This is a genomic window from Burkholderia anthina, assembly GCF_001547525.1.
Classification (GTDB): Bacteria; Pseudomonadota; Gammaproteobacteria; order Burkholderiales; family Burkholderiaceae; genus Burkholderia; species Burkholderia semiarida.
In genome coordinates this window covers 331,312-355,885 of the sequence record NZ_CM003769.1, presented here as the reverse complement: position 1 = coordinate 355,885, position 24,574 = coordinate 331,312, and the positions used below count along the sequence as shown (strand labels likewise).

26 protein-coding genes are annotated in these 24,574 nt (G+C 66.3%); 8 read left to right on the top strand and 18 right to left on the bottom strand.

Annotated elements, in window-relative coordinates; translation table 11 throughout:
* The first annotated feature begins 124 nt into the window (after positions 1-124).
* Positions 125-787 (top strand): OmpA family protein, encoded by a 663-nt coding sequence (locus tag WS64_RS17820; protein WP_060967165.1) that lies wholly within the window; start codon positions 125-127, stop codon positions 785-787.
* A gap of 204 nt (positions 788-991) precedes the next feature.
* Here WS64_RS17820 and WS64_RS17815 read toward each other — a convergent pair whose 3' ends face one another.
* Positions 992-1,180, bottom strand: a complete 189-nt coding sequence (locus WS64_RS17815; RefSeq protein WP_060967485.1) for a hypothetical protein — start codon at positions 1,178-1,180, stop codon at positions 992-994.
* Between the two features lie 74 nt (positions 1,181-1,254).
* Between WS64_RS17815 and WS64_RS17810 the strand changes: the two genes are divergently transcribed.
* Together WS64_RS17810 and uvrA are read left to right on the top strand one after the other, a co-directional pair.
* Positions 1,255-1,470 (top strand): DUF3820 family protein, encoded by a 216-nt coding sequence (locus WS64_RS17810; RefSeq protein ID WP_027805708.1) that lies wholly within the window; start codon positions 1,255-1,257, stop codon positions 1,468-1,470.
* A gap of 274 nt (positions 1,471-1,744) precedes the next feature.
* Complete coding sequence (uvrA, locus tag WS64_RS17805; RefSeq protein ID WP_060967164.1) at positions 1,745-7,654, top strand: excinuclease ABC subunit UvrA; 5,910 nt, start codon at positions 1,745-1,747, stop codon at positions 7,652-7,654.
* 89 nt (positions 7,655-7,743) lie between these two features.
* On the opposite strand, the gene WS64_RS17800 is transcribed toward uvrA, so the two are convergent.
* The 11 genes from WS64_RS17800 to WS64_RS17755 all read right to left on the bottom strand — a co-directional run bounded on the left by WS64_RS17800 (position 7,744) and on the right by WS64_RS17755 (position 14,236).
* On the bottom strand, positions 7,744-8,685 hold the full coding sequence (locus tag WS64_RS17800) for an amino acid ABC transporter substrate-binding protein (protein WP_059577419.1): 942 nt from the start codon (positions 8,683-8,685) through the stop codon (positions 7,744-7,746).
* 13 nt (positions 8,686-8,698) lie between these two features.
* Positions 8,699-10,006 carry a dicarboxylate/amino acid:cation symporter gene (locus tag WS64_RS17795; RefSeq protein WP_060967163.1) on the bottom strand — a complete coding sequence of 436 codons (1,308 nt, stop codon included), beginning with the start codon at positions 10,004-10,006 and terminating at the stop codon, positions 8,699-8,701.
* A 413-nt stretch (positions 10,007-10,419) separates the two neighbouring features.
* Complete coding sequence (locus WS64_RS17790) at positions 10,420-11,154, bottom strand: ABC transporter substrate-binding protein (protein ID WP_060967484.1); 735 nt, start codon at positions 11,152-11,154, stop codon at positions 10,420-10,422.
* 266 nt (positions 11,155-11,420) lie between these two features.
* A complete protein-coding gene (locus WS64_RS17785; RefSeq protein ID WP_060967162.1) occupies positions 11,421-11,762 on the bottom strand; it encodes a hypothetical protein in 342 nt (113 codons plus the stop codon).
* Positions 11,763-11,808: 46 nt separating this feature from the next.
* Positions 11,809-12,015 (bottom strand): hypothetical protein, encoded by a 207-nt coding sequence (locus WS64_RS17780; RefSeq protein ID WP_059637811.1) that lies wholly within the window; start codon positions 12,013-12,015, stop codon positions 11,809-11,811.
* 9 nt (positions 12,016-12,024) lie between these two features.
* Entirely contained in the window at positions 12,025-12,237 is a 213-nt protein-coding gene (gene rpsU / locus WS64_RS17775) for a 30S ribosomal protein S21 (RefSeq protein ID WP_059577430.1), read from the bottom strand.
* 33 nt (positions 12,238-12,270) lie between these two features.
* Positions 12,271-12,480 carry a hypothetical protein gene (locus tag WS64_RS17770; protein WP_059577999.1) on the bottom strand — a complete coding sequence of 70 codons (210 nt, stop codon included), beginning with the start codon at positions 12,478-12,480 and terminating at the stop codon, positions 12,271-12,273.
* A 48-nt stretch (positions 12,481-12,528) separates the two neighbouring features.
* Positions 12,529-12,813, bottom strand: a complete 285-nt coding sequence (locus WS64_RS17765; protein WP_059578002.1) for a hypothetical protein — start codon at positions 12,811-12,813, stop codon at positions 12,529-12,531.
* A gap of 269 nt (positions 12,814-13,082) precedes the next feature.
* On the bottom strand, positions 13,083-13,238 hold the full coding sequence (locus tag WS64_RS34950; protein WP_167351634.1) for a hypothetical protein: 156 nt from the start codon (positions 13,236-13,238) through the stop codon (positions 13,083-13,085).
* 242 nt (positions 13,239-13,480) lie between these two features.
* Entirely contained in the window at positions 13,481-13,684 is a 204-nt protein-coding gene (locus tag WS64_RS17760) for a cold-shock protein (protein ID WP_059637809.1), read from the bottom strand.
* A 267-nt stretch (positions 13,685-13,951) separates the two neighbouring features.
* The gene (locus WS64_RS17755) at positions 13,952-14,236 is read right to left on the bottom strand and encodes a hypothetical protein (protein WP_059637806.1); all 285 of its coding nucleotides are present in this window, start codon (positions 14,234-14,236) and stop codon (positions 13,952-13,954) included.
* A 341-nt stretch (positions 14,237-14,577) separates the two neighbouring features.
* Here WS64_RS17755 and WS64_RS17750 point away from each other — a divergent pair, with 341 nt between their 5' ends.
* Genes WS64_RS17750 through WS64_RS17740 form a run of 3 tightly spaced genes read left to right on the top strand, consistent with a single transcriptional unit; the run spans position 14,578 to position 17,208 of the window.
* Positions 14,578-15,540 (top strand): chromate resistance protein ChrB domain-containing protein, encoded by a 963-nt coding sequence (locus WS64_RS17750; protein WP_060967161.1) that lies wholly within the window; start codon positions 14,578-14,580, stop codon positions 15,538-15,540.
* A 19-nt stretch (positions 15,541-15,559) separates the two neighbouring features.
* Entirely contained in the window at positions 15,560-16,732 is a 1,173-nt protein-coding gene (locus WS64_RS17745; protein ID WP_060967160.1) for a chromate transporter, read from the top strand.
* 14 nt (positions 16,733-16,746) lie between these two features.
* Positions 16,747-17,208, top strand: coding sequence for a chromate resistance protein ChrB domain-containing protein (locus WS64_RS17740; protein ID WP_060967159.1), 462 nt, complete (start codon positions 16,747-16,749; stop codon positions 17,206-17,208).
* A 98-nt stretch (positions 17,209-17,306) separates the two neighbouring features.
* Here WS64_RS17740 and WS64_RS34355 read toward each other — a convergent pair whose 3' ends face one another.
* From WS64_RS34355 to WS64_RS17725, 4 genes are all read right to left on the bottom strand, one after another.
* Positions 17,307-17,468 carry a hypothetical protein gene (locus tag WS64_RS34355; protein WP_099318566.1) on the bottom strand — a complete coding sequence of 54 codons (162 nt, stop codon included), beginning with the start codon at positions 17,466-17,468 and terminating at the stop codon, positions 17,307-17,309.
* A 59-nt stretch (positions 17,469-17,527) separates the two neighbouring features.
* Positions 17,528-18,685 carry a DUF4382 domain-containing protein gene (locus tag WS64_RS17735; protein ID WP_060967158.1) on the bottom strand — a complete coding sequence of 386 codons (1,158 nt, stop codon included), beginning with the start codon at positions 18,683-18,685 and terminating at the stop codon, positions 17,528-17,530.
* A 249-nt stretch (positions 18,686-18,934) separates the two neighbouring features.
* A complete protein-coding gene (locus tag WS64_RS17730) occupies positions 18,935-19,831 on the bottom strand; it encodes an oxidoreductase (RefSeq protein WP_060967482.1) in 897 nt (298 codons plus the stop codon).
* Between the two features lie 5 nt (positions 19,832-19,836).
* Positions 19,837-21,048 (bottom strand): MFS transporter, encoded by a 1,212-nt coding sequence (locus WS64_RS17725; RefSeq protein WP_060967483.1) that lies wholly within the window; start codon positions 21,046-21,048, stop codon positions 19,837-19,839.
* A 138-nt stretch (positions 21,049-21,186) separates the two neighbouring features.
* On the opposite strand from WS64_RS17725, the gene gcvA reads away from it, so the two are divergent.
* Positions 21,187-22,119 carry a transcriptional regulator GcvA gene (gcvA, locus tag WS64_RS17720; RefSeq protein ID WP_060967157.1) on the top strand — a complete coding sequence of 311 codons (933 nt, stop codon included), beginning with the start codon at positions 21,187-21,189 and terminating at the stop codon, positions 22,117-22,119.
* A 71-nt stretch (positions 22,120-22,190) separates the two neighbouring features.
* On the opposite strand, the gene WS64_RS17715 is transcribed toward gcvA, so the two are convergent.
* On the bottom strand, positions 22,191-23,357 hold the full coding sequence (locus tag WS64_RS17715) for a porin (RefSeq protein WP_059637909.1): 1,167 nt from the start codon (positions 23,355-23,357) through the stop codon (positions 22,191-22,193).
* Between the two features lie 66 nt (positions 23,358-23,423).
* Here WS64_RS17715 and WS64_RS17710 point away from each other — a divergent pair, with 66 nt between their 5' ends.
* Positions 23,424-23,603 carry a hypothetical protein gene (locus WS64_RS17710; RefSeq protein ID WP_124657540.1) on the top strand — a complete coding sequence of 60 codons (180 nt, stop codon included), beginning with the start codon at positions 23,424-23,426 and terminating at the stop codon, positions 23,601-23,603.
* A gap of 456 nt (positions 23,604-24,059) precedes the next feature.
* On the opposite strand, the gene WS64_RS17705 is transcribed toward WS64_RS17710, so the two are convergent.
* On the bottom strand, positions 24,060-24,524 hold the full coding sequence (locus WS64_RS17705) for a GNAT family N-acetyltransferase (RefSeq protein WP_060967155.1): 465 nt from the start codon (positions 24,522-24,524) through the stop codon (positions 24,060-24,062).
* Positions 24,525-24,574 lie beyond the last annotated feature (50 nt).

Below are 24,574 nucleotides of genomic sequence, written 5' to 3'. Positions count from 1 at the left end.
TCGCGCGCAGCGGTTTGTTCCGGCACGCGTTGCCGGAGCGGGCCGCGCCGAACGCAAACACGCGCGGATGCGTCGCGACATCGCGCCGCACGCGCCGTGCTCATCGCATTCTCGGAGTCATCAAGTGAAAAACATCCATCTTGCCCTGCTGGCGTCCGTCGTTTCCCTCGCGGCCTGTTCGAGTGCGTCGGGGCCGACGTACAACGCGTACGAACTGCAGCCGCGAAACGGCATCCGGACGTTCCAGGTCGACTGCCACGGCATCCTGTCGAGCGCGAAGACCTGCATGAAGGTCGCGACGCGCATGTGCGGCAACGAGGCCGTCCGCCTCGTCGACACCACCACGCCGTACCGCGACGGCGCCGATGCGCATTCGATCGTGTTCCAGTGCGGCGCGGCGCCCGCGCCGGCCGCCGAGGCCGTTACGCCGGCGCCCGTGCCGGCCGAAAAGGTGAGCCTGACCGGCGATGCATACTTCGCGACCGACTCGGCCGTGCTGACGCCTGCCGCCACCGCCGCGCTCGACGCGCTGCTGAGCCGGCAGAGCGACAAGCATTTCGCGCGCGTGGAAGTGGACGGCTATACCGACGCGACCGGCTCGGATGCGCACAATCAGGCGCTGTCGAAGCGCCGGGCGGATGCGGTCGCCGGCTATCTGCGCGAGCACGGGCTGAAGGCCGATGCGTTTGCCGCGGTCGGCCACGGGGAGGCGAATCCGGCGGCATCGAACGATACCGCCGAAGGACGCGCGCGCAATCGTCGCGTGGAAATCTCGCTGCAGAAGTAGGACGCTGCGACCCGGTTGCCGCAAGCGTGGCCGTCGAAGCCGGACGGCTCGCTTGCGGCAATGATGCTCGGCGCGGACGACGCGTGGCGCGAACCGCCCGTCCGCGGCGTGCGAACGCAGGGCCCGTCGCATCGACGCCGCCGACGCGCGGCGACTGGCGTCCGGCACGCGGATCGCCCTGCGCACCGGGCCGCGGATCGGCGCTCAGTGCCTGATCATGCAGACGGCCACGATCTCGTACCCGGGGTCGGCATGCGCGCTCGCGGCTTTTTCCGCTTCGTCGTACGAACCGAAGGAGGTCGCGTCTTCGATGGCCGGCGCCATGCCGATATCGCCGTCCTCGGCGGTGCAGAGAAACTGCTCGCCGGTCTTCACGACATAGATGGACATCATGATTCCCTCCATGGTTTGCAGGGGGAAGTTCCAGTCTAGCAGGCGCGAAGCGGAAAGCCGTGCACAATACCCGCATGCGATCCCCCGACCTCGAATGCCTCGTGACCGTCACCATGCCCTTCGGCAAATACAAGGACCGACTCCTTGCCGACCTGCCGGGCAACTACCTCAATTGGCTGGCCCGTGAAGGGTTTCCGCGCGGCGAGCTCGGCCGGCAGCTCGCACTGATGCACGAAATCGATCACAACGGCCTGAGAGGCTTGCTGGACCCGTTGCGCAAGCGCGGCTAGTGTGCCGGCGGGGCATCGAAGCCGCGCGCTGCTTCAATCCCGGATTGCAGGCGCACGATTTCCGGCCAGTCGATGCCGGCCTGGACGCCCTGGCCGCCTGCCCATGAAGCCCGCAGGGTCGTCATGGAAAACTGTATGAATATACAGTATAGTAGCCGTCGAACTCGAGCGGCGCGGGCATGACCCGTGCGGCCCGTGCGCCGCGCATGCGGGCATCCGCCGCAGCGTTTCGGTACCGTGAACTCTGGCTAACTCATTCAGACGGGCAGGCAAATTGTCATCCAGCAATCTGATCCGCATTCGCGGAGCACGTCAGCACAACCTCAAGAATCTCGATCTCGACCTGCGCACCGGCGAAATGACGGTCGTCACCGGCCCGTCCGGCTCCGGCAAGTCGAGTCTCGTGTTCGACACGCTGTACGCGGAAGGCCAGCGGCGCTACGTCGAAACCTTCAGTGCCTACGCGCGGCAGTTCCTCGACCGGATGGACCGCCCGCAGGTCGAGCGCGTCGACGGCGTGCCGCCCGCGATCGCGATCGACCAGACCAATCCGGTCCGCAGTTCGCGCTCGACCGTCGGCACGATGACCGAGCTGAACGACCACCTGAAGCTGCTGTACGCGCGCGCGGCCGAGCTGTTCGACCGCAAGACCGCGCGGCAGGTACGGCACGACACGCCGGAGACGATCTACGCGGAGCTCGTCGCGCGCACGCAGGCAGACGATCCGCGCGTGGTCGTCACGTTCCCGGTCGAATTGCCGGAAGCGGTGTCCGACGAGGAAATCGCGCAGTGGCTGTCGGCGAGCGGCTACACGCGCGTGCAGGCGCAGCGCGAAGTCGCGTCGCCCACCGGGCCGCGCAAGATGCTCGACGTGGTGGCCGACCGCTTCCGCGTGCAGCAGGCCGACAAGGTGCGGGTGGTCGAGGCGATCGAGGCGTCGCTGAAGCGCGGCGGCGGCCGCGTGAACGTGTACGTGCTGGCGGCGGACGCGGAAAACGCGACGGCCGAGCCGCAGGTGTGGCGCTTCTCCACCGGGCTCCACGATCCCGATAGCGACCTGCGTTACGCGGAGCCGCAAGCGGCGCTGTTCTCGTTCAACTCGGCATACGGCGCGTGCGAAACCTGCCGCGGCTTCGGCCGCGTGATCGGCGTCGATCTCGGGCTCGTGATTCCCGATGCGCGCAAGACGTTGCGCGGCGGCGCGATCAAGCCGATGCAGACGCCCGCGTGGAAAGAGTGCCAGGACGACCTGATGCGCTACGCGGCGAAAGCCGGCATCCGGCGCGACGTGCCGTGGTCCGAGCTGACGGATGCCGAACGCGACTGGGTCGTCAACGGCTCGCCGGACTGGAACGGCAAGTGGCAGAGCCAGTGGTACGGCGTGAAGCGCTTCTTCGGCTACCTCGAATCGAAAGCGTACAAGATGCACATCCGCGTGCTGCTGTCGAAATACCGCAGTTATACGCCGTGCGACGTGTGCGGCGGCGCGCGCCTGAAGATGGAATCGCTGCAATGGCGGCTCGGCTCGAAGGAGAATGCCGACGCCGTGCTCGCGCCGGCCGACCGCTTCATGCCGCGCGGCGTCGAATGGAGCCGCGCGCAGCTCGAAGCGCTGCCCGGCCTGACGGTGCACGATCTGATGCTGCTTCCGATCGAGCGCATCCGGCGCTTCTTCGACGAAATCGTGCTGCCGAGCGCGCTGCTCGACGACGCATTGAAGCTGCTGCTCGCCGAAGTGCGCACGCGCCTGAAATACCTGTGCGACGTCGGGCTCGGCTACCTGACGCTCGACCGGCAGAGCCGCACGCTGTCGGGCGGCGAGGTGCAGCGGATCAACCTGACCACCGCGCTGGGCACGTCGCTCACGAAAACCCTGTTCGTGCTCGACGAGCCGAGTATCGGGCTGCATCCGCGCGATCTCACGCGGATCGTCGAGGCGATGCAGCGGTTGCGCGACGCGGGCAACACGCTGGTCGTCGTCGAGCACGATCCGTCGGTGATGCTCGCGGCCGATCGATTGATCGACATGGGGCCCGGCCCGGGCGAGCGCGGCGGCACGATCGTGTACGACGGCACGCCGTCCGACATCCGTTCCGCGCACACGCTGACGGGCGAGTATCTCGGTGGCCGCAAGCAGGTCGCGCATGCGTCGAACTGGGCGCGCCGTGCGGTCGACGCGAACACGCCGCGTATCGTGCTCGAAGGCGCGACCGAGCACAACCTGCGCGACGTCACGGTCGAAATTCCGCTGCAGCGGCTCGTGTGCGTGACGGGTGTGTCCGGCTCCGGCAAATCCACGCTGCTGCAGGACGTGCTGTATCCGGCGATGGCGCGGCATCACGGCAAGGCGACCGAATCGCCGGGTGCGTACCGCAGCCTGACGGGCGCCGACCAGGTCGGCGACGTCGTGTTCGTCGACCAGTCGCCGATCGGCAAGACCACGCGCTCGAACCCGGCGAGCTACGTCGGCGCGTTCGACGAAATCCGCAAGCTGTTCGCGAAGGCGCCGCTCGCGCTGCAGCGCGGCTACGGCGCGGGCACGTTCAGCTTCAACTCGGGCGACGGCCGTTGCCCGACCTGCGGCGGCTCGGGTTTCGAGCACATCGAGATGCAGTTCCTGAGCGACGTCTACCTGCGCTGCCCGGATTGCGACGGCAGCCGCTACCGTGCCGAAATCCTCGAAGTGCGAATCGAGCGCGACGGCCGCGCGCTGAACATCGCCGACGTGCTCGATCTGACCGTCAGCGAAGCGGCCGCGTTCTTCGCGACCGATGCCGAGGTGCTGCGCGTGCTGCAGCCGATCGTCGACGTCGGCCTCGAATACGTGAAGCTCGGCCAGCCGGTGCCGACGCTGTCGGGCGGCGAGGCGCAGCGCCTGAAGCTCGCCGGCTTCCTCGCCGAGTCGGCGGCGGCGGCGGGCGGGCGCCGGGTCGCGACGGAAGAGGCGCGCATCGCACGCGCGAAACTGTTCATGTTCGACGAGCCGACCACCGGGCTGCACTTCGACGACATCGCGAAACTGATGCAGGCATTCGGCAAGCTGCTCGCGGCCGGCCATTCGCTGATCGTGATCGAGCACAACCTCGACGTGATCCGCGCGGCCGACTGGCTGATCGATCTCGGCCCGGAAGGCGGCGACGGCGGCGGCCTCGTGCTGTGCGCGGGCACGCCGGACGACGTGAAGGCCTGCGCCGAATCGCATACCGGCGTGGCGCTGCTGCAGTACGACCGCGCGATGGATGTCGGCGCGGTGCATACCGGCGCGGTGCATGCCGACGAAGGCAAGCCGTTGCAGGCCGTGCTGAACGCGGCGCGCGCGCGCCGGGCGATCGAAGGCGAGGACGTCGTGCGCATCGTCAATGCGCGCGAGCACAACCTGAAGGCGCTCGACGTCGACATCCCGCACGGCAAGTTCAACGTGATCACCGGCGTGTCGGGTTCCGGCAAGTCGACGCTCGCGTTCGACATCCTGTTCCACGAGGGCCAGCGTCGCTACCTCGAATCGCTGAACGCGTATGCGCGCTCGATCGTGCAGCCGGCCGGCCGCCCCGAGGTCGATGCCGTGTACGGCATTCCGCCGACCGTCGCGATCGAGCAGCGGCTGTCGCGCGGCGGGCGCAAGAGCACGGTCGCGACCACGTCCGAGGTGTGGCATTTCCTGCGGCTGCTGTACGTGAAGCTCGGGCTGCAACACTGCATCCATGACGGCACGCCGGTCACGTCGCAATCCGTCGAATCGATCGCCGCGCAACTGCTGCGCGACCATCGCGGCGAACACGTCGGGTTGCTCGCGCCGCTCGTCGTCAATCGCAAGGGCGTGTATACGGATCTCGCGAAATGGGCGAAGGCGCGCGGCAGCACGCATCTGCGCGTCGACGGCGAGTTCGTCACGGTCGACCCGTGGCCGAAGCTCGACCGCTTCCGCGAGCACACGATCGAATTGCCGGTGGCCGATATCGTCGTGTCGCCGGACAACGAAGCCGAGTTGCGGCGCAGGCTCGACGAGACGCTCGAGCTCGGCAAGGGCGTGATGCACCTGCTCGCGCCGCTCGACGGGCTGCACGATGCGATGCGCAACGATCGTTCGACCGCCCGGGTCGGCGCGGTCAAGGTGCTGTCGGTCAAGCGTGCGTGCCCGGTGTGCGGCACGAGCTATCCGGAGCTCGACCCGCGGATGTTCTCGTACAACAGCAAGCACGGCTGGTGCACGACCTGCGTCGGCACCGGCGTCACGCTCACGCGCGAACAGCGCGCCGCATACGACGACACGGTGCTCGCCGGCGACGATCGCGGCCGCGAGCAAACCTTGCCGTCGGACGAGCAGGAACGGGAAGGCGTCGGCAACGAGCCGTGCCCCGATTGCCACGGCACGCGGCTGAACCCGTCCGCGCGCGCGGTCACGTTCGACGCGCACCCGATCGTCGAGGTCGCGCAATGGACGGTATCGGACACGCGCCGCTGGATCGACGCGCTGGAACTCAGCGGGCGCGATGCGCAGATCGCGCGCGACATCGTCAGCGAGATCGGCAGCCGCCTCGCGTTTCTCGAGGAAGTCGGGCTCGGCTACTTGAGTCTCGATCGGGCGGCGCCGAGCCTGTCGGGCGGCGAAGCGCAGCGCATCCGGCTCGCCGCGCAGCTCGGCAGCAACCTGCAGGGCGTCTGCTACGTGCTCGACGAGCCGACGATCGGCCTGCATCCGCGCGACAACCAGATCCTGCTCGACGCATTGCGCAAGCTCGGCGACAAGGGCAATACGCTGGTCGTCGTCGAGCATGACGAGGACACGATCCGCCGCGCGGATCACATCATCGACGTCGGCCCGGGCGCGGGCAAGCGCGGCGGCACGCTGGTCGCCGAGGGCGCGGTCGCCGATCTGGCCGCGCAGCCGGATTCGGTCACGGGCCGATTGCTCGCGCAGCCGATGACGCACCCACTGCAGCCGCGCCGCGGCGTGAGCCTGCCGGGCAAGAAGGGCGGCGCGGCCGTGCCGGAAGCCTGGCTGACCGTGCATGGCGCGACGCTGCACAACCTGCGCGACGTCACGGTCGGCATTCCGCTCGCGCGGCTCGTCGCGGTGACGGGCGTCAGTGGCTCGGGCAAGTCGACGCTCGCGCGCGACGTGCTGATGACGAACCTGCTGGACGCGGTCGGCCGCTCGGTGCTGTCGTCGCCGGCCACGCGGCGTGCGCGCAAGGCGGCGCAGCAGGACGCGCCGGCCGCCAACCGCCGTTCGAGCGTGCTCGCGCGCAGCGCACCGCGGCCGTCGCTGAACGTCACGCATGCATGGCAGGGCTGCGAGTCGCTGAGCGGCTGGGAGCAGATCGATCGCGTGCTCGAGGTCGACCAGACGCCGATCGGCAAGACGCCGCGCTCGTGCCCGGCCACCTATATCGGCGTGTGGGACACGATCCGCAAGCTGTTCGCCGATACGCTCGAAGCGCGCGCACGCGGCTATACGGCGTCGCGTTTCTCGTTCAACACCGGCGACGGGCGCTGCCCGGCCTGCGAAGGGCAAGGCGTGCGCACGATCGGCATGAGCTTCCTGCCCGACGTGAAGGTGCCGTGCGACGTGTGCCACGGGCAGCGCTTCAATCCGGAAACGCTCGCCGTCACGTGGCGCGGCCGGAACATCGGCGACGTGTTGACGATGGAGATCGACGAGGCGGTCGAATTCTTCGCGCCGATCTCGAACATCGCGCATCCGCTGCAGTTGATGAAGGACGTCGGGCTCGGCTACCTGACGCTCGGCCAGCCGTCGCCGACGCTGTCCGGCGGCGAGGCGCAGCGCATCAAGCTCGTCACCGAGCTGACGAAGGTGCGCGACGACATCACGCGGCGCGGCCAGAAGGCGCCGCACACGCTGTACGTGCTCGACGAGCCGACGGTCGGCCTGCACATGGCCGACGTCGCGAAGCTGATTCGCGTGCTGCACCGGCTCGTCGATGCGGGGCATAGCGTCGTCGTGATCGAGCACGATCTCGACGTGATCGCGGAAGCCGACTGGATCATCGATCTCGGGCCGGAAGGCGGCGTGGGCGGCGGCACGATCGTCGCGGCGGCGCCGCCGGAAGCGCTCGCGAAGGTGAGTGCGAGCCATACGGGGCGGGCATTGAAGCCCGTACTGGCGCGAACGGCATCGCCCGACGGCGAAACCGAGCGGCAGGGCGAAGCGCGCGTCGGCTGAACGCGGTGCTTGTCGCAAGCGGCCCCGATGTCAGGCGAGACACCGGGGCCGCTTGCCCATGCGCCCATGCGATCGGCTCGCCGCCGCGCTCATTCGCCCTTGATACCGATCGTCTCGATGATGGTTTCCAGTTGCGGGCTCATCGGCAGGTTGAGACTCAGGCCCGACGGAAGCGGGCGCAGGAACCAGCGCTTGTACTGGCGTGCGATCTCGCCGTCGGCGGCCAGTTCCACGAAGGTGTTCTTCACGACCTGCGCGAGCTGCGGATCGTCCTTACGGAACATGATGCCGTACGGGTCGTACGACAGGTAATCGCCCACCACGTCGTACTGGCCGCCCTTGCCCGCATTCTCGGCAATCAGGCCGTACAGCAGCACGTCGTCCGTCGCGAACGCGTCGGCGCCGCCGTTCGCGACGAGCGCGAAGCCTTGCGCATGGTCCGGTACCACCTGTAGCTGGATCCCGAGCCTGAACCGCTGGTCCAGGTCGCGCAACGCTTTCTCGTTGGTCGTGCCGGCCGTCACCGCGACTTTCTTGCCCGCGAGATCGCGGAACGAGCGGATCGGCGCGCCGCGCTTCACCATCACCTTCGTGCCGGCCACGAAGATGATCGGCGAGAACGCCACGCGCTTCTGGCGCTCGAGGTTGCTCGTCGTGGAGCCGCATTCGAGATCGACCTGGCCGTTGACCACCGCGTCGATGCGGTTGTCCGACGTGACGGGCACCCAGCGGATCGTCAGGCTCTTGTTGACCGCATCCTCGATCGACGACACGAGCGCCTTGCACAGCTCGATCGAATAGCCGATCGGCTGGCGGCGCGCATTCAGGTACGAGAACGGTATCGACGCGTCGCGATAGCCGAGCGCGATCGTGCCGGTGCCGCGCACCTTCGCGAGCGTGCCCGTCAGTTGCGCCGGCGCGAACGGCTCGACGCGCGGCGGCGGGGAGGGCAGATCGTCCGCGCGCGCGGACGCGCTGGCGGCGAGCAGGCTCGCGAGCGCGAGCGCAAGCCGGAATCGCTGCATCTTCATCGGCGGGCCTCCGTCAGACTTCCGTCGGATGTGCGATCGTCGCTTCCTGTTCCGCTTCGATGCGCGCCGCGTTGGCCTCGGCTTCCGCCTCCGACATCAGTTGTCCTTCCCATTTCGCGACTACCGCGCTCGCGATCGAGTTGCCGACCGCGTTCGTGGCCGAGCGGCCCATGTCGAGGAACGTGTCGACGCCGAGGATCAGCAGTAGCCCGGCTTCCGGCAGCCCGAACTGGTGCAGCGTCGCGGCGATCACCACGAGCGACGCGCGCGGCACGCCGGCCATTCCCTTCGACGTGAGCATCAGCACGAGCAGCATCGTGATCTGCGTGCCGAGCGACAGATGGACGTTGTACGCCTGCGCGATGAACAGCGACGCGAACGTGCAGTACATCATCGAGCCGTCGAGGTTGAACGAATAACCCATCGGCATCACGAAGCTCGAGATCTTGCGGCGCACACCGAAACGATCGAGCGCGTCGAGGATCTTCGGATACGCGGCTTCGGAGCTCGCCGTCGCGAACGACAGCATGAACGCTTCCTTGATCAGCACCAGCAGCTTGAACACGCGCGGCCCGAGAAACAGCAACCCGGCGCAGACGAGCAATGCCCAGAGCAGGAACAGGCTCAGATAGAAATCGCCCATGAACACCGCGAACTTCAGCAGCACCGACAGCCCGTTCACCGCGACGGTCGCGGCCATCGCGGCCAATACGGCGAGCGGCGCGAGCTTCATCACGTAGCCGGTGATCTTCAGCATCACGTGCGACAGTTGATCGATCGCGGCCACGAGGATCTTGCCGCGTTCGCCGAGCGCGGCGAGCGCCACGCCGAAGAACATCGAGAACACGACGATCTGCAGGATTTCGTTGTTCGCCATCGCCTCGGCGATCGACTTCGGCACCATGTGGCCGACGAAATCCTTCAACGTGAACTTGGAGGTCGCGAGGTTCGCCGATGCGCCGATGTCCGGCAGCGGCAGGCCGAGGTTGTCGCCGGGCCGCAGCAGGTTCGCCATCAGCAGCCCGAGCAGCAGCGAGACCAGCGACGCGGTGATGAACCAGCCGAACGCTTTCGCGAACACGCGCCCGACCGACGCCGCGTCGCCCATGTGCGCGATGCCGACGACCAGCGTCGAGAACACGAGCGGCCCGATCACCATCTTGATCAGCCGCAGGAACACGTCGGAGACGAGCGAGATGTAGCCGGCGATTTCGGTCGCGGCCTTTTTGTCGGGAAAGCTCGCGAAGACCATGTAGCCGATTGCGATGCCTGCCAGCATCGCGATCAGGATCCAGACGGCTGCAGCATTCTTTTTTCGCATCGAGAGCCTCCCATGCACCGGTTTCGCAATCGGGGATGGAAGGACGATACAGGACCAGAATGACGATGAACAGTGCAACCGGGTCCGGGTTTGCGCTAGCGCGGGGACGAGGCCGATCGGGCTCGGCGATTGCGCCGGTGGCGCTTCGTGGCCGAAGCCGGCGCGGTCCGCAACGGGTTTGTGCGGAGCAGCACATTGCCCCATTCGGCGGTCGCGGGGTCGCGAAGTCCGGCGCCGCTCCGCCATTTGCGCGTGTCCTGTGCCCGGCGATGCTGCGTTGCCGCGATCCCGCACGCGTCACGCGCGCGAGGACCGAGCCGGCGCGTGCTGAAATCGCATGCCCGAGCCGCGAGCCGGAAGATGCCGTCGATCAGCGGATGGGCGCGTTCGGCGCGTCGCCGCGCGGCTGTCGATCAGCCAGCCGGCGCGACCGATGCGCCCGTGATGCCGTGCCGGCGCAGCGAATCGGCGACGAAGCCCGACGCCTTCATCTCCTCGACGAACGCGTTCAGCACCGCGGCCGCCGCGTCGCCGCGGCTCTTCGGCACGCCCATCGCCTGCCGGATCACCATGAAGCGCTCGTCGAGCAGGCGCAGGCCCGGCGTTTTCGCGGCGTCGGCTTCGAGCTGCTGCTTCACGCCGGCCGCCACTTCGAGCTTTTGCTCGACGAACGTCGACACGACCGCTTGCGACGTCGGCGCGCGCACGATCCGCGCGGCTTTCAATTCGCGGGTGAGGAACAGGTCGTACGCGCTGCCGTTGCCGACGGCCACGCGGTTGTGCGGCTGGTCGACGTCCGCATGGGTGCGGATCGGCGAGGCGTCGGGCACGAGATAGAAACCTTCGATCAGCACGTACGGCGCGGTGAACGCGACGGTTTCGCCGCGCAGCGGATCGATCGCGAAGAAGCCGAAATCGGCGCGTTCGTCGGTCAGCGCCTGCACCGATTTGCCGGCGGCGTCGAACACCACGAGTTCCAGGTCGGCCGACAGGCGCTCGGCGAATGCACGGGCGAGGTCGATCGAGACGCCGAACGGTTCGCCCGTTGCCGGGTCGCGGTTCGCGAGGATCGGGTTGCCGAGGTTGATCGATGCGCGGAGCTTGCCGGTGGGAGTGAAGGCGGAGACGACAGCAGGAGCGATGGGCATGAGCGGACTCGCGGGAGGCTTGGGGTCGGTCGGGTGACGGGTGCGCGACAGCGCGTCGATGCCGAGCTTATCATCGGGACGCCCGATGTAGCATGCCGCGGGCGTGGCCGCGTCGAAACGCCGAGCCGGCACGCGACTTTTTTAATCGGTCGTGACCCGATATGTCGGCACGAACGCGAACCGCGTTCGCATGTCACTGACGCATCGACCCTGCCTGTCGGTCGCCGTCGCCGGATTGCATGTCGCCCCGTCAACGGGGATCAAGGTCAGACATGCTCGCGAAGGTAACGGATGCACGCCATTCGGAGGCCCGCCCGATCCGTCGAGGCGTCCGGAGAAGCGGGCGTCGGCGCCGGTTCGGCATGCGCGAGCCGTTGCGCGAGTGCGGCGCTGTCGGCCCGGCCGGCCGATTTCGCGATCTGAAGCGAAGCGTGGCCTATCCAGACGCGATCGCGCCACTCGCATTTCGCACGATGGATGACCAGCCACGCTTGCAGCGATTCGGCGAGCTGGAACGGCGAAAGCCACGCGCGCGTCTGCCTGCGGGTGACGAGTTGCATGACAACGAGGAAGTAGAGCAGATCGACGTACTGGGTCCGGCCGCGCATGGTCCTTTTTGGGGTTGTCGGTGCTTGCGAGTGCGCCGGTGTCGGATTACTGCTGGACGCTGAGCGCCTTCTCGATCGCGGCAATCAGCTTGAACGCATCGCTTCGCCCGATCAGAAGCCCGCGGCTGGTGTACTCGCACCCGAATGCGTAGAAGCTCGGCAGCAGTGTCACCATGTCGTTCTGCTGATCGAAGTCGACTTCGCATTTCGTCAGCGGGAAGAACGGAGGCGCCTCGGCCGGCATGTTGTGCACGATGCCCTCCTAGTACATTTTTCGGGGCGGCAACATGCGCTTGGCCCGCAGGCGCTGCCTGGCAACGGCGCTGGCCTTCTTGCGCTTGCGCTCCGTCGTGGGCTTCTCGTAGCCGGTGCGGGCGCGCAATTCGCGAATCAGCCCGGTTTTCTCGATGCCGCGCCGGAATCGCCGCAGCGCGACATCGATCGGTTCGTTGAGCTTCAGCGTAATTGTCGTCATGTAGATCCTGTCGGGAAAGGCTGGAACGGAAAGCTAGCCGAGCCGCGTCATGACGGCGCTGGCTATCTCGTCGGATTCGAATTCCGAATATCCTGCTCCGATCGAGAGCGCACGTACCGCCATGAACATGTGCAGCTCGGGTTGGTGGCACATCGCTGAATCGGCGATTCTGGCGGGAACGACGGTGTCGATCCGGGTGACTTCATGCCGTTCGATCAAGCCGAGCAGTTCGTCGATGATCATTTCGTCCTCCAAAATACCGAAAAATTGCGTTGTGCCGACGAGCGCGCGTCAGCGCGCGCTGGAAAAGAAGCCCTGTTTGTCCCGATTGTCGTCGATGATGTTCTCGGCAAAGCGCACCGACGCACGACGCGCGTCGCCGGCGTTGTCGAATGGAGAGATGTCGTGCAATCGGAAGGTCTGGCTCTGCGTCAGCGTATCGGTGGTGCCGCGCAGGCAAATCTTGACGGCCGCGTCGAACCCGGCGTCGTAGTTGTGCGGGCAGCCATGCGGCGCCGCCACGTGAGGGTAAATCAGCGGATAAATCTCGAAACCACGATAGACGTGCATGCTCATGACGAACTCCTGGCGTTCGGCCACGGCGAGTCGCATGGGCGAACACGTTCGGCCAGTATTCCCATTGCAGGGCGGGCCGGTGGGTGAAGGGGACAACGTTGCAGCGCGAAGGAGGGGCGATGCAGCAAGCGGGCGGGTGGAGGGGCGAACGTCGGAGGGCGGCCGATCGTTCGGATGAGCCCATCATACGCGCATCCTTCGTCGAACGTCCAATTTATTCCGGGTTGGCGCACGCACTTCGTCGAGGACGTCGCCCGGTTTCAGGCGGGTTATTGTGGAGCAGGCGGGCGTTTCTTCGCGGGCGATTTCGTGACCGCAGGCGGTTTGGGCGGCACCCAGTTCAATGCGGTGCCCAGCTTCGGCAAAGTGATGGCCTGGCTGGCACGCGGAGGCGCCTTGTTGCGGCGAGGCTGGTTTCGGGTCATGCGGGTTCTCCTGCTGCACCGCTTGCGCGGTTCGGTAAGCATGACGTGCGCCGCTCTCTCGCGCGCGGTCGGCCGTGCGGCGCGGCGAGTGAGGGTCGGGTGTCGGCATACGCACGGGCCGACGGCCGGATGCGAAGCGGATGACCGTGCCTGCGTCGAGTCGCGTTGACTGCGACGGAGGGCGCGGCACGTGAAGCGGCAGCGATGTGCCGCTTCGCGAACAGGGGCTGACGGTTCAGCGATTACAGCGGGGTGATGTTCGACGCCTGCAGCCCTTTGGGGCCCGTCTTCGTTTCGAAGCTGACCTTCTGGCCTTCCGCGAGGGTCTTGAAGCCATCGCCGCGGATCTCCGAGAAGTGGGCGAACAGATCGTCGCTGCCGTTGTCGGGGGTGATGAAGCCGAAGCCCTTGCTGTCGTTGAACCACTTGACGGTACCGGTATCCATGTTGGATCTCCTGAAAATGAACGAGCGCATATGCCTCGTATGGACGAGGAAAAGGAATCAAGGAGGGAGAGGACAACGAATACCGCAGGCTGCGGTCGATGATGAGCAGCAATCGCGCTTCTTGAATACTTCCGCGGCCGACAGTACGCGTCGGCACGAAGCGTGTCAAGCGCTATCGGCAGGGGCGGAACGCGTGACGCCTGGGTCCCGATCGGTCCCTTGCCGGCATGCCTGTCGCCCGTGCGATACGCCGTCCCGGCGACGACGTCAGAGGGTCGTCAGCAAATGCAACTGACGTTCGGTCTCGTTTCCCGCGACCAACGAGAAGAATCCGGTCTCGCGACGCTCGACTATCGTGAGCCCCTCGCTGTCGGAGAAGACGTTCCAGGCGATGCCGTCGACATGTGCGATCGCTCCACGCGTTCGCGCGAATGCCAGCAAGAGCCGACTCGCCTGGCGGCGGAGCACCTGACGATCCGAATTCAGCACATAAGGGGGGCAGCCCGCACGCAGGACGAGATAGTGAGGAATGACGCTGGGATCAATTTTCATGGGGCGGTTTCATGTGCGGGCCTGCGTTTGCCGTTCAGTTGCAGTCTGCGCGGTGTCGGGGAAAAGCGTTCGATCGCTCGACGGCAGCCTGCCGTGGCGTGCTTTCAGTTTATGCGCAGAACCGCCCGATTCGCAGGATATCGTCACGATGTGCCGCGGCGTCGACCGCATATCGGGCCCGCATCGGGTTGCGCGGCTGGCGACGAGGCGGCCCGGGCGCGTTTGACGGTCGTTGTTTTTGCCTTCCTGTTCCACGCGTCGAGCATGGCTGCCTGCCGTCGAAATGGTGTAGCGATATCTACCGAATTGCAGTGTTCGTGACGGCCACTTATGCTGCCGTCATGAATGCCGTCCCGACTTCCTGGCTCCTGTTGATCGTCAGTCTGCCGACCTCCGGCGCGACTGCCCGCATGCGCATCTGGCGTACCGTCAAGGCGCTCGGCTGTGGTGCACTGCGGGACGGCGCCTATCTGTTGCCTGCGCATGCCGAGCAGGCGGCGCAGTTGCGTGAGCTCGCCGACGAGGCGCGCAACGGCGAAGGGCAGGCGTGGTTGCTGGATGTCCGGGCGGACGATCCTGCCGACGAAGACGCGTACCAGTCGCTGTTCGATCGCGCGGGCGATTACGCAGGCTGGCTCGCCGAGCTTTCGGCGGCCCGCAGCACGCTGCCCGATCTGGCGGTCGCCGAGCTCAACCGCCTGCAACGCCGCCATGCTCGCACGTACGAGGCGATTCGAAGCATCGATTTCTTTCCCGGCGAAACTTCGCAGCGCGCGCAGGCGCAATGGCGGGATTTCACCGCCGCGGTCGAAGCGTTGCGCTCGCCCGGCGAGCCGCATGCCGCGCAGCGCGGCATTCCGCGTCGCGACCGTGCGCAGTATCAGGGCAGGCTGTGGGCGACGCGCCGTCACCTGTGGGTCGATCGCGTCGCCAGCGCGTGGCTGATTCAGCGTTTCATCGATCCGCATGCACGCTTCGTGTGGCTGGACAATCTCGCCGATTGCCCGGCCGACGCGCTCGGCTTCGACTTCGACGGCGCGCCGTTCACGCATGTGGGCGATCGCGTGTCGTTCGAGGTGCTGGTCGCCAGCTTCGGGCTGGGCGACCACGACGGACTCGCCCGGCTGGGCGCCATGGTGCATGCGCTGGATGTGGGCGGCGCCACCGTGCCGGAAGCCGGCGGATTCGAGGCCATTCTCGCCGGCGCCCGAAAGCGCGTCGCCGACGATGACGCATTGCTGACGGAGATCGGCACCGTACTCGATTCGTTGTACGTGCATTTCCGCGGCAACCGCCAACCCTGACCATGCTGCTCGCGCCAACATGAATACACATCGCGACCGCCCGGCCTATACGCTGTGGCAACTGATCGGGTACTTCGCGCGGCTCGGCGCGACGGGGTTCGGCGGGCCGGTCGCGCTCGCGGGCTACATGCATCGGGACCTCGTGGATACGCGCCGATGGATCGCGGACTCGGACTACAAGGAAGGCCTGGCGCTCGCGCAACTCGCCCCCGGCCCGCTCGCCGCGCAACTGGCGATCTATCTCGGCTACGTGCATTACCGTATCGTCGGCGCCACGATGGTCGGGATCGCGTTCGTGCTGCCGTCGTTTCTGATGGTGGTGCTGCTCGGCTACGCGTACACGCGATTCGGCGGCCTGACGTGGATGCAGTCGGTGTTCTACGGCGTCGGCGCGGCGGTGATCGGCATCATCGCGATCAGCGCGCGCAAGCTGACCACGAAAAGCATCGGCCGCGACACGCTGCTGTGGGCGATCTATCTCGCGCTGGTGGCCGTGACGGTGATCACCGAATCGGAAGTGGCGTGGCTGTTTCTCGCGGCGGGCGTGCTCGTCTGGCTCACGCGTGCGCCGCCCCGGTGGTTACGCCAGCGGCGCGTCGATGCGGTCGTGGCGTGGCCCGTTTCCGCCACCGGTGCATGGCTCGGTATCGTCGACTGGCCGCAGCTTGTGCAACTGGCCGCCTTCTTCGCGAAGGCCGGCGCGTTCGTGTTCGGCTCGGGGCTCGCGATCGTGCCGTTCCTTTATGGGGGCGTGGTCACCGAGCACCATTGGCTCAGCGAGAAGCAGTTCGTCGACGCCGTGGCGGTCGCGATGATCACGCCGGGCCCGGTCGTCATCACGGTCGGCTTCATCGGCTATCTGGTGGCGGGGTTGCCCGGCGCGTGCGTGGCGGCGGCCGGCACGTTCCTGCCGTGCTATCTGTTCACGGTGTTGCCGGCGCCGTACTTCAAGAAATACGGCAGGCTGCCGGCGATCCTGGCGTTCGTCGACGGCGTGACGGCCGCGGCCGTCGGCGCGATCACGGGGTCGGTGATCGTGCTGGCCCGACGCTCGATCGTCGACGTGCCGACCGCGTTGGTGGCGCTCGCGACGATCGTGCTGCTGGTCAGGTTCAAGAAGCTGTCGGAGCCGATGGTCGTCGGCGGAGCCGCCGTGATGGGCCTGATCGTGTATCCGCTGTTGCATCACTGACCGTGGAGGCCGCCATGCAATGGATTACTCGCCAACGTCCGAAAATCGACCGGATAGCGTGTCCCTGGCTCATTGCCCGTTTTATCGACGAGACGCCCGAATTTCTCTATGTTGCGCCGGGTGACGTGCTGCGCATCGCCGGCGAGACCGGCGCGATCCCGTACGACATTCCCGGCGTGGAATTGACGCACGTCGGCGAGCAATGCAGCTTCGACGCGTTTCTCGACAAGTACGGTCTGGCCGACGATCAGGCGTTGCAGCACATGGCCCGCATCATCCGCGGCGCGGATACGTCGCGGCTCGACCTGACGCCGCAGTCGAGCGGGCTTCATGCGATTTCGCTCGGACTGTCGGACATGTTTCCCGACGATCACGCCATGCTGGAACACGGTCTCGTCATGTACGACGCGCTGTATGCGTGGTGCAGGCATTGTCAGGCCGAAGGCCATGCGTGGCCGCCGAAGATGGCGGAGTGACGCGGCGGGGAACCGGGATTCGCCGAGCCGTCGGGCATGGGCGCCGGCTCGCTCGCGCGATGGATGAAAAAAAGCCCGCGGCTGCCGCAGGCTTTACATCAACAGTTGCCTTTCTTGGCCTGTCCCGGCGGACAGAATCCATTCCCCGGCCCGCCTTGCGGCGCGACCACGACCGGTGCGCCAGGAACATAGGCGACGCACCCGCCGAGCGCGCCCACCATGCTCGCCGCCGCGAGCAACGCGATCATCCCTTTTTTCACTTCGTTCTCCCGTTGGAAGGAAAGGGCCGTTCGGCCCTTTCGATGATGCCGTCAGCGCGTCAGAAACTGAAGTTGACGTTGGACTGACTGGTCGTTGCGTTGACGTTTGCCGATTGGGTCGCCCCCGATGCCGCGTCGGCCTCGATCGTGTATTGGCCTGCGGCGGCCGGCGCCGCGGCCAGCGCGACCGGCAGCGACCCCGAGTAGGTGCCGACGATCGGCGCGCCAGTGGGCACGGACAGCGAATAGGCGCCGGTGTCCATGTTCGCGTTGATCGACGTGATCTCGTACGCGTTCGCATCGATCGTCTGCAGCGCGCGCACGAAGGCGTTCGCGCTGGCCGTGACCGTACCGCTGACGGTGCTCATCGTCGACGCAGGCAGCGTGATCGGTGCGCTCGACGCCGACACCGCCGTGGTCGTGTTCACCACCACCGGCACCGAGCGGACGATACCCGACGCGAAGTTGTTCTTCACGATCACGACGTCGTAGTTGCCCTGCGTCGAGCTCTGGATCAGCGGCGACAGCACGAACTTCCCGGAACTGTCGGCCACCGTGCCGCGAACGACCTTGCCGCCCTGTTCGGCATAGACGGTCGAGCCGGCTTCGGCCGATGCGACGTAACCGGAGATCGCGCCGCTCACGACGGTCGGGATCGCGGTGACGACCGGCTTCAGCGCATACGAGCCGTTGCCGCGCTGGACGATCGACTTGCATGCATTGAAGTCGAGCACGAGATCGACGAGCGTGTTGGGCTGGACCGTGAACGGCTGGATGATCTTGTAGCCGCTTTGCGTCGCGCTCGGCGTGGCGAGCGCCTGTTCCGAGCCCCCGGTCGGGACGACCGAGTTCGCGAGGTTGTTGCCTTGATTCTGCGCGAGCACCAGCCGGACTTGCTGATACTGGCCGGCGGGCAGCGCGGTCTGGCCCAGATCGGCGAGCACGCCGTTGGTCAGCGACAGCAGGTCGATCTTCTGCGGCGTCGCGAGGGAAACGGTCGACCAGCCGGCATCGTTGTCGGAGGCATTCGCGTTGGCGTTGACCCGGACCTGCGAGACGGTGACGTACACATGGTCGAAGCCGCAGGAAGGCGCGTCCGTCATCGCGACGTGCAGCGTACCGGTTTGCGTGCCGCCGCCGTCGTCGCCGCCGCCGCAGCCAGCGAGTACGAACGGCACGAAGGCGGCGCACAGGGCGCTCTTGATGATGGTGTTCATATGTCACCCCCAGATGGGATTGTTATTGTGGGTGACGGAAGAATAGCCGGACGGCAACTCACTATCTGGACATCTTTGAAACGAACGGTAACATTTTGTTCGGCCGGTCAATTTTTACCGGAATTGACGTCGCATCGGCGCGCGCCGGGCGGCTGGCGACGGCGATTGATTCGTACGGAGCGGCAGCAAGCATCTTTTGTCAGACGTTAGTGCCGCCTTTTGGCGCAGGGTATTTGTGGCGGTCCGGCATCAGCCCGGCCCGTCGCTCGCGGCCGCGAGCAGCGGCACGACCAGATCGCTGATCGGCGTCGGAATGCCGTGCGCTCGTCCGTATCGCTGCACGACGCCATTGCGGCAGTCCCATTCGAGCGGGCGGTTGCCCTGCCGGTCGGCCAGAATGGACGTTCCCAAATCGGGCGGAAAGCCGTGGAATCCATCGATGATCTCCTGCGGCACTTCATCGCCCAGCTTCGCGCCCTCCGCACGCGCGACCGCGAGACATTCCCGCAGGTAGGCGAGCGACAGTTCGGTGATGTCGCTTCGCGAGAACATGCCGGCGCGGCGACCGGTCAGCACCATGAGCCCCGCCACCGCGTTCTGCAAAAGCTTTCGCCACGCGAGCGAGATGAAATCGTCCGCCACCTCGGGCGAGCAGCGCGTGCCGCGCAACGCCGAGGCCACCACGTTGCCGGCCGGCGTATCGGGCAGGGTGAGCCGGGGCTTGCCGCGCAGCCACACCGACTCGCCCGATTCGCGTTGCGCGGGAAACCAGACGACCGATGGCACGACCGCGGCGCCGGCCGCATACGGTGCGAACGCGGCCTGTTGCTCGACGCCGTTTTGCAGCACGCAGACGACGGTATTCGCGTCGCAGAGCGCGGAGACCCAGGGCGCCGCGCTCGCTATCTGCGTCGACTTGACCGCAACGAACACCAGATCGAACCGGTTCTTGATCGCTTGCGGATCGGTCAGCACGGGCCCGGGCACGACGATTTCGCCGCCGTCGAAGCGCAACTTCAGTTGCGCGTGCGCCGAGCGGCCGCAGATCACCGGCGTGCGGCCGGCTTCATGAAGGGCCGCGGCGACGGTCGTTCCGATTGCGCCCGGACCGACGAGGGCGACGGTCGGGTAGTCAGGTTTCGTCATGGTGTTCATCCTGTCGAGTCGTCCGCCAGATGCGGGCGCAGCGCGAGGGCGAGCGGAAAAATCGCGAGGGCCGTCAACGCGGTCGCATAGGTGGCGCCGTGCACGCCGATCCAGTCGCCCAGGAAACCGTAGAGCACGGGCGACAGCGCGCCCGACGCGATCGTCCCGGTATAGAAGATCGCGAATGCGCGCTCGGTGCGTTCGGGCGCGGACATCTCCGGCACGGTCCCGTACAGCACCGATGAAGTGCCGTTGAGCATCATACCCAGAATGGGCAGTAGCACCATGGTCGGCGCCAACGGGAGATACATCACCGCGATGATGCACGCCGCTGTCCCGCCCTCCGTGAGCAGCACCGTCCTGACCATGCCCATGCGCGCGCCGAGCCAGCCGCACATGAATTTGCCGGCCGCGCCGCCGATGAAAACGAGCGCAAGGGCCGTGCCCAGCAGTTGCGGCGAGACCCCCTTGGCCTTGAGCAGGAACGGCAGAAAGGTAAGCAGTCCCATGCGTACGGCCGTATCGAGCACGCCGATCGAAAACAGCGCGGAGAATCCGCTTCGCCCGGTGCCGCTGCGTTGAGCGGACGCCTGGTCTTTGACCGTCGTGTTCGCGGCGGTGCGTGGCACGGCGGGAAACCAGAGCGCGATGACGGCGGCCACAACGCAGCCCACTCCGGCGACGATCCATAGCGCATGACGCCAAGGCATCGTCGTCACGAGCAGCGAAATGGCGGCCGGCAGCGCGGATTTCCCCAGATCGCCGGAAAAGTTGTAGATGCTCAGCGGGCCTCTTGCGTCGCGCCCATAGACGCGGGAGACGGCGCCCGACGCGATCGGATGCTGCGTGCTGGAGCCGCCGCCCGAAATCGCGAGCGCGACGCCCAAGCCGAGCAGGCCGCCCGACATGCCCGCGATCGCATAGCCGAGCGCGGCGAGCAGCGTGCCGATTGCGAGGGTCGGGCGGCTGCCCAGGCGTTGCGCGAGGCGCCCGGCCGACAATTGCAGCGTCGCCATCGTGCCGGCATAGACGCCGCGCAGGATGGCGAGGGCCGCGAAGTCGAGCCCGAATTCCGACTGCCACACGGGAAGCAGCGCGTAGATCATGTCCGTATAGCCGTCGTGCATGGCATGCGCAATGCACGATAGCCACAGCACGCGCCGTCGGGGTGGCGCAGTCTCCTGCATCACGGGAGGGGAAAAAACCGGCAGGCGCATCGTCATTCGCTCCGTGCGAGCGGGGGATGGAAGCCGCCCGTGGCATCGCTTTCACGCTCGATGCGTCGATTTTATGGCCGCCGCGACAGCCATTTCAATTGAGCTAAAATCGCGTCAGTCGGGAGAAAAAGTCACGTCATGAACGAAAACCGGGATGCCCCGAAGCCCCGGGGCGAGTTGCCCCCGCTCAATGCGCTGCGCGCCTTCGATGCGGTCGCGCGGCACGGCAGCTTCGCGGCTGCCGCGGCGGAACTGCACGTGACCCACTGGGCCGTGGGCAAGCAGATCAGGTTGCTGGAGGACTGGTTCGGGCTGCCGCTGTTCGACCGTCGTCCGCGCGGCGTCGTGCTCACCGACGAAGGGGCCGCGTTGCTGAACGACGTCAGCCACGCGTTCGAGCGCCTCGGTACCGCGGTGGGGCGGCTGCGCCACAACCCGTTCACGCACCGGATATCAGGCGTCGTGCGGGTGAACGTGCCGATGAGCTTCGCGCTTTGCTGGCTGCTGCCGCGGCTCGCCGATTTTCATTCGCGGTACCCCGACATCGACGTGAGGGTGTCGACGACGTCGCGCAAGCTGCGCTATGTCGCCGACGCGTTCGATATCGGTGTCCGCTCCGGTCCCGAGCAGGGCGCGGGCGTCGTGTCGCGCTCGTTGATGCCTGATTTGCGCGTGCCGGCCTGCAATCCCGCCTTGCTGCGGCAGCATCCGATCCAGAGCGTGGCCGACCTGCGCCATCACGTCCTGCTGCATTCGGCCACGACGCGCTCCGCGTGGTCGCACTGGTTGAAGGAAGCGGGCGCTTCCGATCTGCGGGCCGCGCGCCATGTCGAATTCGATCACGTGAATCTTCAGTTGGGCGCGGCCATCGAGGGGCTCGGCGTGGCGCTGGCCTCGCTGCCGCTGATCGGCCGCGATCTCGCCGAGGGGCGCCTCGTGTGTCCCATCGCGGCGCCGGTATGGCGTGCCGACGACTACATGCTGGTGACGAACGCCGATCGCGCCGACGATGCCGCCGTGTCCGCGTTCGAGGAATGGATGGAACGCATGGCGAGTCAGGAAGGCGGCTAGGTTCGCCGATCAGGCCGGGCGGCACGACGCCGGGGTCGTGCCGCCACTGCGCCGGTGTTGCCGGTCGGCGATCAGAAGCCGTGGAACATGCCGATGTTGACCTGAACCTGGTTGCCGCCCGACGAGGTGTTGCCGAAGTCGGCGGCCGAGGCCTGCGCGCCCTTCGCATGCACGTAGGCGCCCATCGCGTACAGCGCGGTGCTCTTCGACAGCGAGTACGTTGCACCCAGCGACACCTGGTTGATCGAGGCCATCGTGCGACCTTCGGCGGCTTGCGCGGGCGTGGCCGCGGAACCGTAGACATACGTGTAGCCGGTCGCGAGCGACAGCGCCGGCGTGACCCGGTACTGCAGCAGCGCGCCGAGCACGTTGAAGTGGATCGACGGCTGGCCATCGTTGCCCTTGTACTGGGCGTTCGAGTAGCGCAGGCCAGCCGTGTACGGCCCCACCTCGTATTGCGCGGCCACTTGCGCGATGCCCGCGCTCTTGAACGCATTGCCACCGTTGTAGCCCGAACTCGGATAGCCCAGCGCGCCGCCGAAACTCGGTTGTGCCGTTGCGTTCAGCCAGCCGTTCTCGCCCTGGTTGACCGCACGAAAGTAGCCGCCGGCGACCGTCAGGCCGCCTTGCGCGTAGGTCGCGGCCGCCGACCACGATTGCCCCGAACCCGTTGCGCCGGCCACGCCGCCGAACGAGTACGCGGCTTCGGCCTGGAAGCCGTGGATGATCGGCGAAATGTACTTCACCGCGTTGTTCTGGTTCGTCGTGTTGTCGTTGTTGTCGACGTCGCCCGGGGTCGAGAAGGTCGACGCCGAAATGGCGTCGCCCGTCAGGACCTGAACCATTTCCGTCACGGCGTCGAGCTGGCGCCCCAAGCGCAAGGCGCCGTACTGATTGGACGCGAGGCCGACGTAAGCCTGGCGGTTGAACAGCGAACGCGTGTTACCGATGGGCCCCTGGCCGCCTATGCCGCCCGTCCCAATACTGAAACCGTTCTCGATCTTGAATACCGCCTGGAGGCCGCCGCCGAGATCCTCCTGCCCCCTGAGGCCCCACTTGTTCGAACCGGCGGCACCGCCATCGAGGCCGTACCTGCTGTGGCCATTGACGTTCGACGTGTAGCCGATACCGGCATCGAGCATGCCATACAGGGTGACCGACGACTGTGCCATTGCTGCCGACGATGCTGCGAAGGCGGCAACGGCGATAACGCTGATGTTGATCTTCTTGTTTTTCATCTGCATTTCACTGTGAGGAGAAGTTTCGGGACGGATTGAAACGGCTTGTGTCGCATTCGAATGCAGATGACGACGCACGGCCTGTGCGTCGTTCCGGTCGCGCCGGCCGGCGTCATATACTCGCTCGATCCGATCGGCATGCCACATTCGACCATTTCGTTATCCTTACAATTTGATGCGGGGAACGCGACGCTGCTCGACCTTTCCTGCACCCCCGATCAGAACGATCGCGGCGCCCCAACCTGAACGAAAGCGGCTTCCTTGCTTTCGTTGCCGCTCCAGCTATCCTGTGTCGTCGCGCTTTGCAGGCGGAAAGACCATATCAGGAACATAAATTCCCGTCAAAATTAGTTTGATATAAGTTAATCTCGTTTGATAACGTCGCGCCGCACGGGGTTTCCCTTATAGGAATCGGCGTCAACCGAGGTGTATGGAGGTGCGCGCCGTCGCGCCGCCGAATGTCGACAACGGCAAGCGAAGGCGGAGAAGGGATGTGAACGCGATATTCAGTTGCGGGCCGCCACGACGATCAGCCATCAGGAGGGAAAGTACCCGGTCGCCAGGGTCATTCTGGATAACCGTTCCATTTTCTCCCCGATTGCAATAATTGAAATGGAGGAGGCGATCGTTGAATATCTGTCCGGGCCGGCCGGTGCCGGACACTGACGCCGACCGAGCTCGAACGTCAGCCGCGGACGAAACTCAGCGCTCGATCCGGCGCTGCATTAGATAGAATTTCATGTCGTCGCGCCCGCGCATTGAAATCGGAATCGGATCGCGATCGAAGCCGAGGATTTCATAGAACCGGTATGCCGATTCGCGCGCCGTGCACCAGAGCAGAATGCCGCGTTGTTCGCGCACATGGCGAATGGACAGATTGACCAGCAGGCGTCCGAATCCCAGGCCGCGTACCGACGGATGGACGGCCATGCCGCGCAGGCGCCACGCGTCGGCGCCCGAAACGCCGGCGTGTCCTTCCTTGCAAACCGATGCGACGGCGACGATGGCGTCGTGGTCGCGAACGGCAAAGTGCATCGTGGTGGGGGCGAGGTCGCCATGCAGGGCGCTTCCCTCCTCGTCTCCCGCCATCAGGATTGCGGCTCTGAGGGGATAGGTTTCTTCCGCACGGACGGCACAGATGGTAAAGCGCACATCTTGTGAAATCATATAATTATCGGCTCTCTTCGTGACGCGGATTTTCTTCCGTTTCTCTTTCG

What these genes read in the sequence shown, in the direction of transcription:
- WS64_RS17815 (WP_060967485.1), bottom strand. Translation starts at nt 1,180, where the DNA reads ATGATGTCCATCTATGTCGTGAAGACCGGCGAGCAGTTTCTCTGCACC.
- WS64_RS17810 (WP_027805708.1), top strand. Translation starts at nt 1,255, where the DNA reads ATGCGATCCCCCGACCTCGAATGCCTCGTGACCGTCACCATGCCCTTC.
- WS64_RS17800 (WP_059577419.1), bottom strand. Translation starts at nt 8,685, where the DNA reads ATGAAGATGCAGCGATTCCGGCTTGCGCTCGCGCTCGCGAGCCTGCTC.
- WS64_RS17795 (WP_060967163.1), bottom strand. Translation starts at nt 10,006, where the DNA reads ATGCGAAAAAAGAATGCTGCAGCCGTCTGGATCCTGATCGCGATGCTG.
- WS64_RS17790 (WP_060967484.1), bottom strand. Translation starts at nt 11,154, where the DNA reads ATGCCCATCGCTCCTGCTGTCGTCTCCGCCTTCACTCCCACCGGCAAG.
- WS64_RS17785 (WP_060967162.1), bottom strand. Translation starts at nt 11,762, where the DNA reads ATGCGCGGCCGGACCCAGTACGTCGATCTGCTCTACTTCCTCGTTGTC.
- rpsU (WP_059577430.1), bottom strand. Translation starts at nt 12,237, where the DNA reads ATGACGACAATTACGCTGAAGCTCAACGAACCGATCGATGTCGCGCTG.
- WS64_RS17770 (WP_059577999.1), bottom strand. Translation starts at nt 12,480, where the DNA reads ATGATCATCGACGAACTGCTCGGCTTGATCGAACGGCATGAAGTCACC.
- WS64_RS17765 (WP_059578002.1), bottom strand. Translation starts at nt 12,813, where the DNA reads ATGAGCATGCACGTCTATCGTGGTTTCGAGATTTATCCGCTGATTTAC.
- WS64_RS34950 (WP_167351634.1), bottom strand. Translation starts at nt 13,238, where the DNA reads ATGACCCGAAACCAGCCTCGCCGCAACAAGGCGCCTCCGCGTGCCAGC.
- WS64_RS17760 (WP_059637809.1), bottom strand. Translation starts at nt 13,684, where the DNA reads ATGGATACCGGTACCGTCAAGTGGTTCAACGACAGCAAGGGCTTCGGC.
- WS64_RS17755 (WP_059637806.1), bottom strand. Translation starts at nt 14,236, where the DNA reads ATGAAAATTGATCCCAGCGTCATTCCTCACTATCTCGTCCTGCGTGCG.
- WS64_RS17750 (WP_060967161.1), top strand. Translation starts at nt 14,578, where the DNA reads ATGAATGCCGTCCCGACTTCCTGGCTCCTGTTGATCGTCAGTCTGCCG.
- WS64_RS17745 (WP_060967160.1), top strand. Translation starts at nt 15,560, where the DNA reads ATGAATACACATCGCGACCGCCCGGCCTATACGCTGTGGCAACTGATC.
- WS64_RS17740 (WP_060967159.1), top strand. Translation starts at nt 16,747, where the DNA reads ATGCAATGGATTACTCGCCAACGTCCGAAAATCGACCGGATAGCGTGT.
- WS64_RS17735 (WP_060967158.1), bottom strand. Translation starts at nt 18,685, where the DNA reads ATGAACACCATCATCAAGAGCGCCCTGTGCGCCGCCTTCGTGCCGTTC.
- WS64_RS17730 (WP_060967482.1), bottom strand. Translation starts at nt 19,831, where the DNA reads ATGACGAAACCTGACTACCCGACCGTCGCCCTCGTCGGTCCGGGCGCA.
- WS64_RS17725 (WP_060967483.1), bottom strand. Translation starts at nt 21,048, where the DNA reads ATGCGCCTGCCGGTTTTTTCCCCTCCCGTGATGCAGGAGACTGCGCCA.
- gcvA (WP_060967157.1), top strand. Translation starts at nt 21,187, where the DNA reads ATGAACGAAAACCGGGATGCCCCGAAGCCCCGGGGCGAGTTGCCCCCG.
- WS64_RS17715 (WP_059637909.1), bottom strand. Translation starts at nt 23,357, where the DNA reads ATGAAAAACAAGAAGATCAACATCAGCGTTATCGCCGTTGCCGCCTTC.
- WS64_RS17710 (WP_124657540.1), top strand. Translation starts at nt 23,424, where the DNA reads ATGACGACGCACGGCCTGTGCGTCGTTCCGGTCGCGCCGGCCGGCGTC.
- WS64_RS17705 (WP_060967155.1), bottom strand. Translation starts at nt 24,524, where the DNA reads ATGATTTCACAAGATGTGCGCTTTACCATCTGTGCCGTCCGTGCGGAA.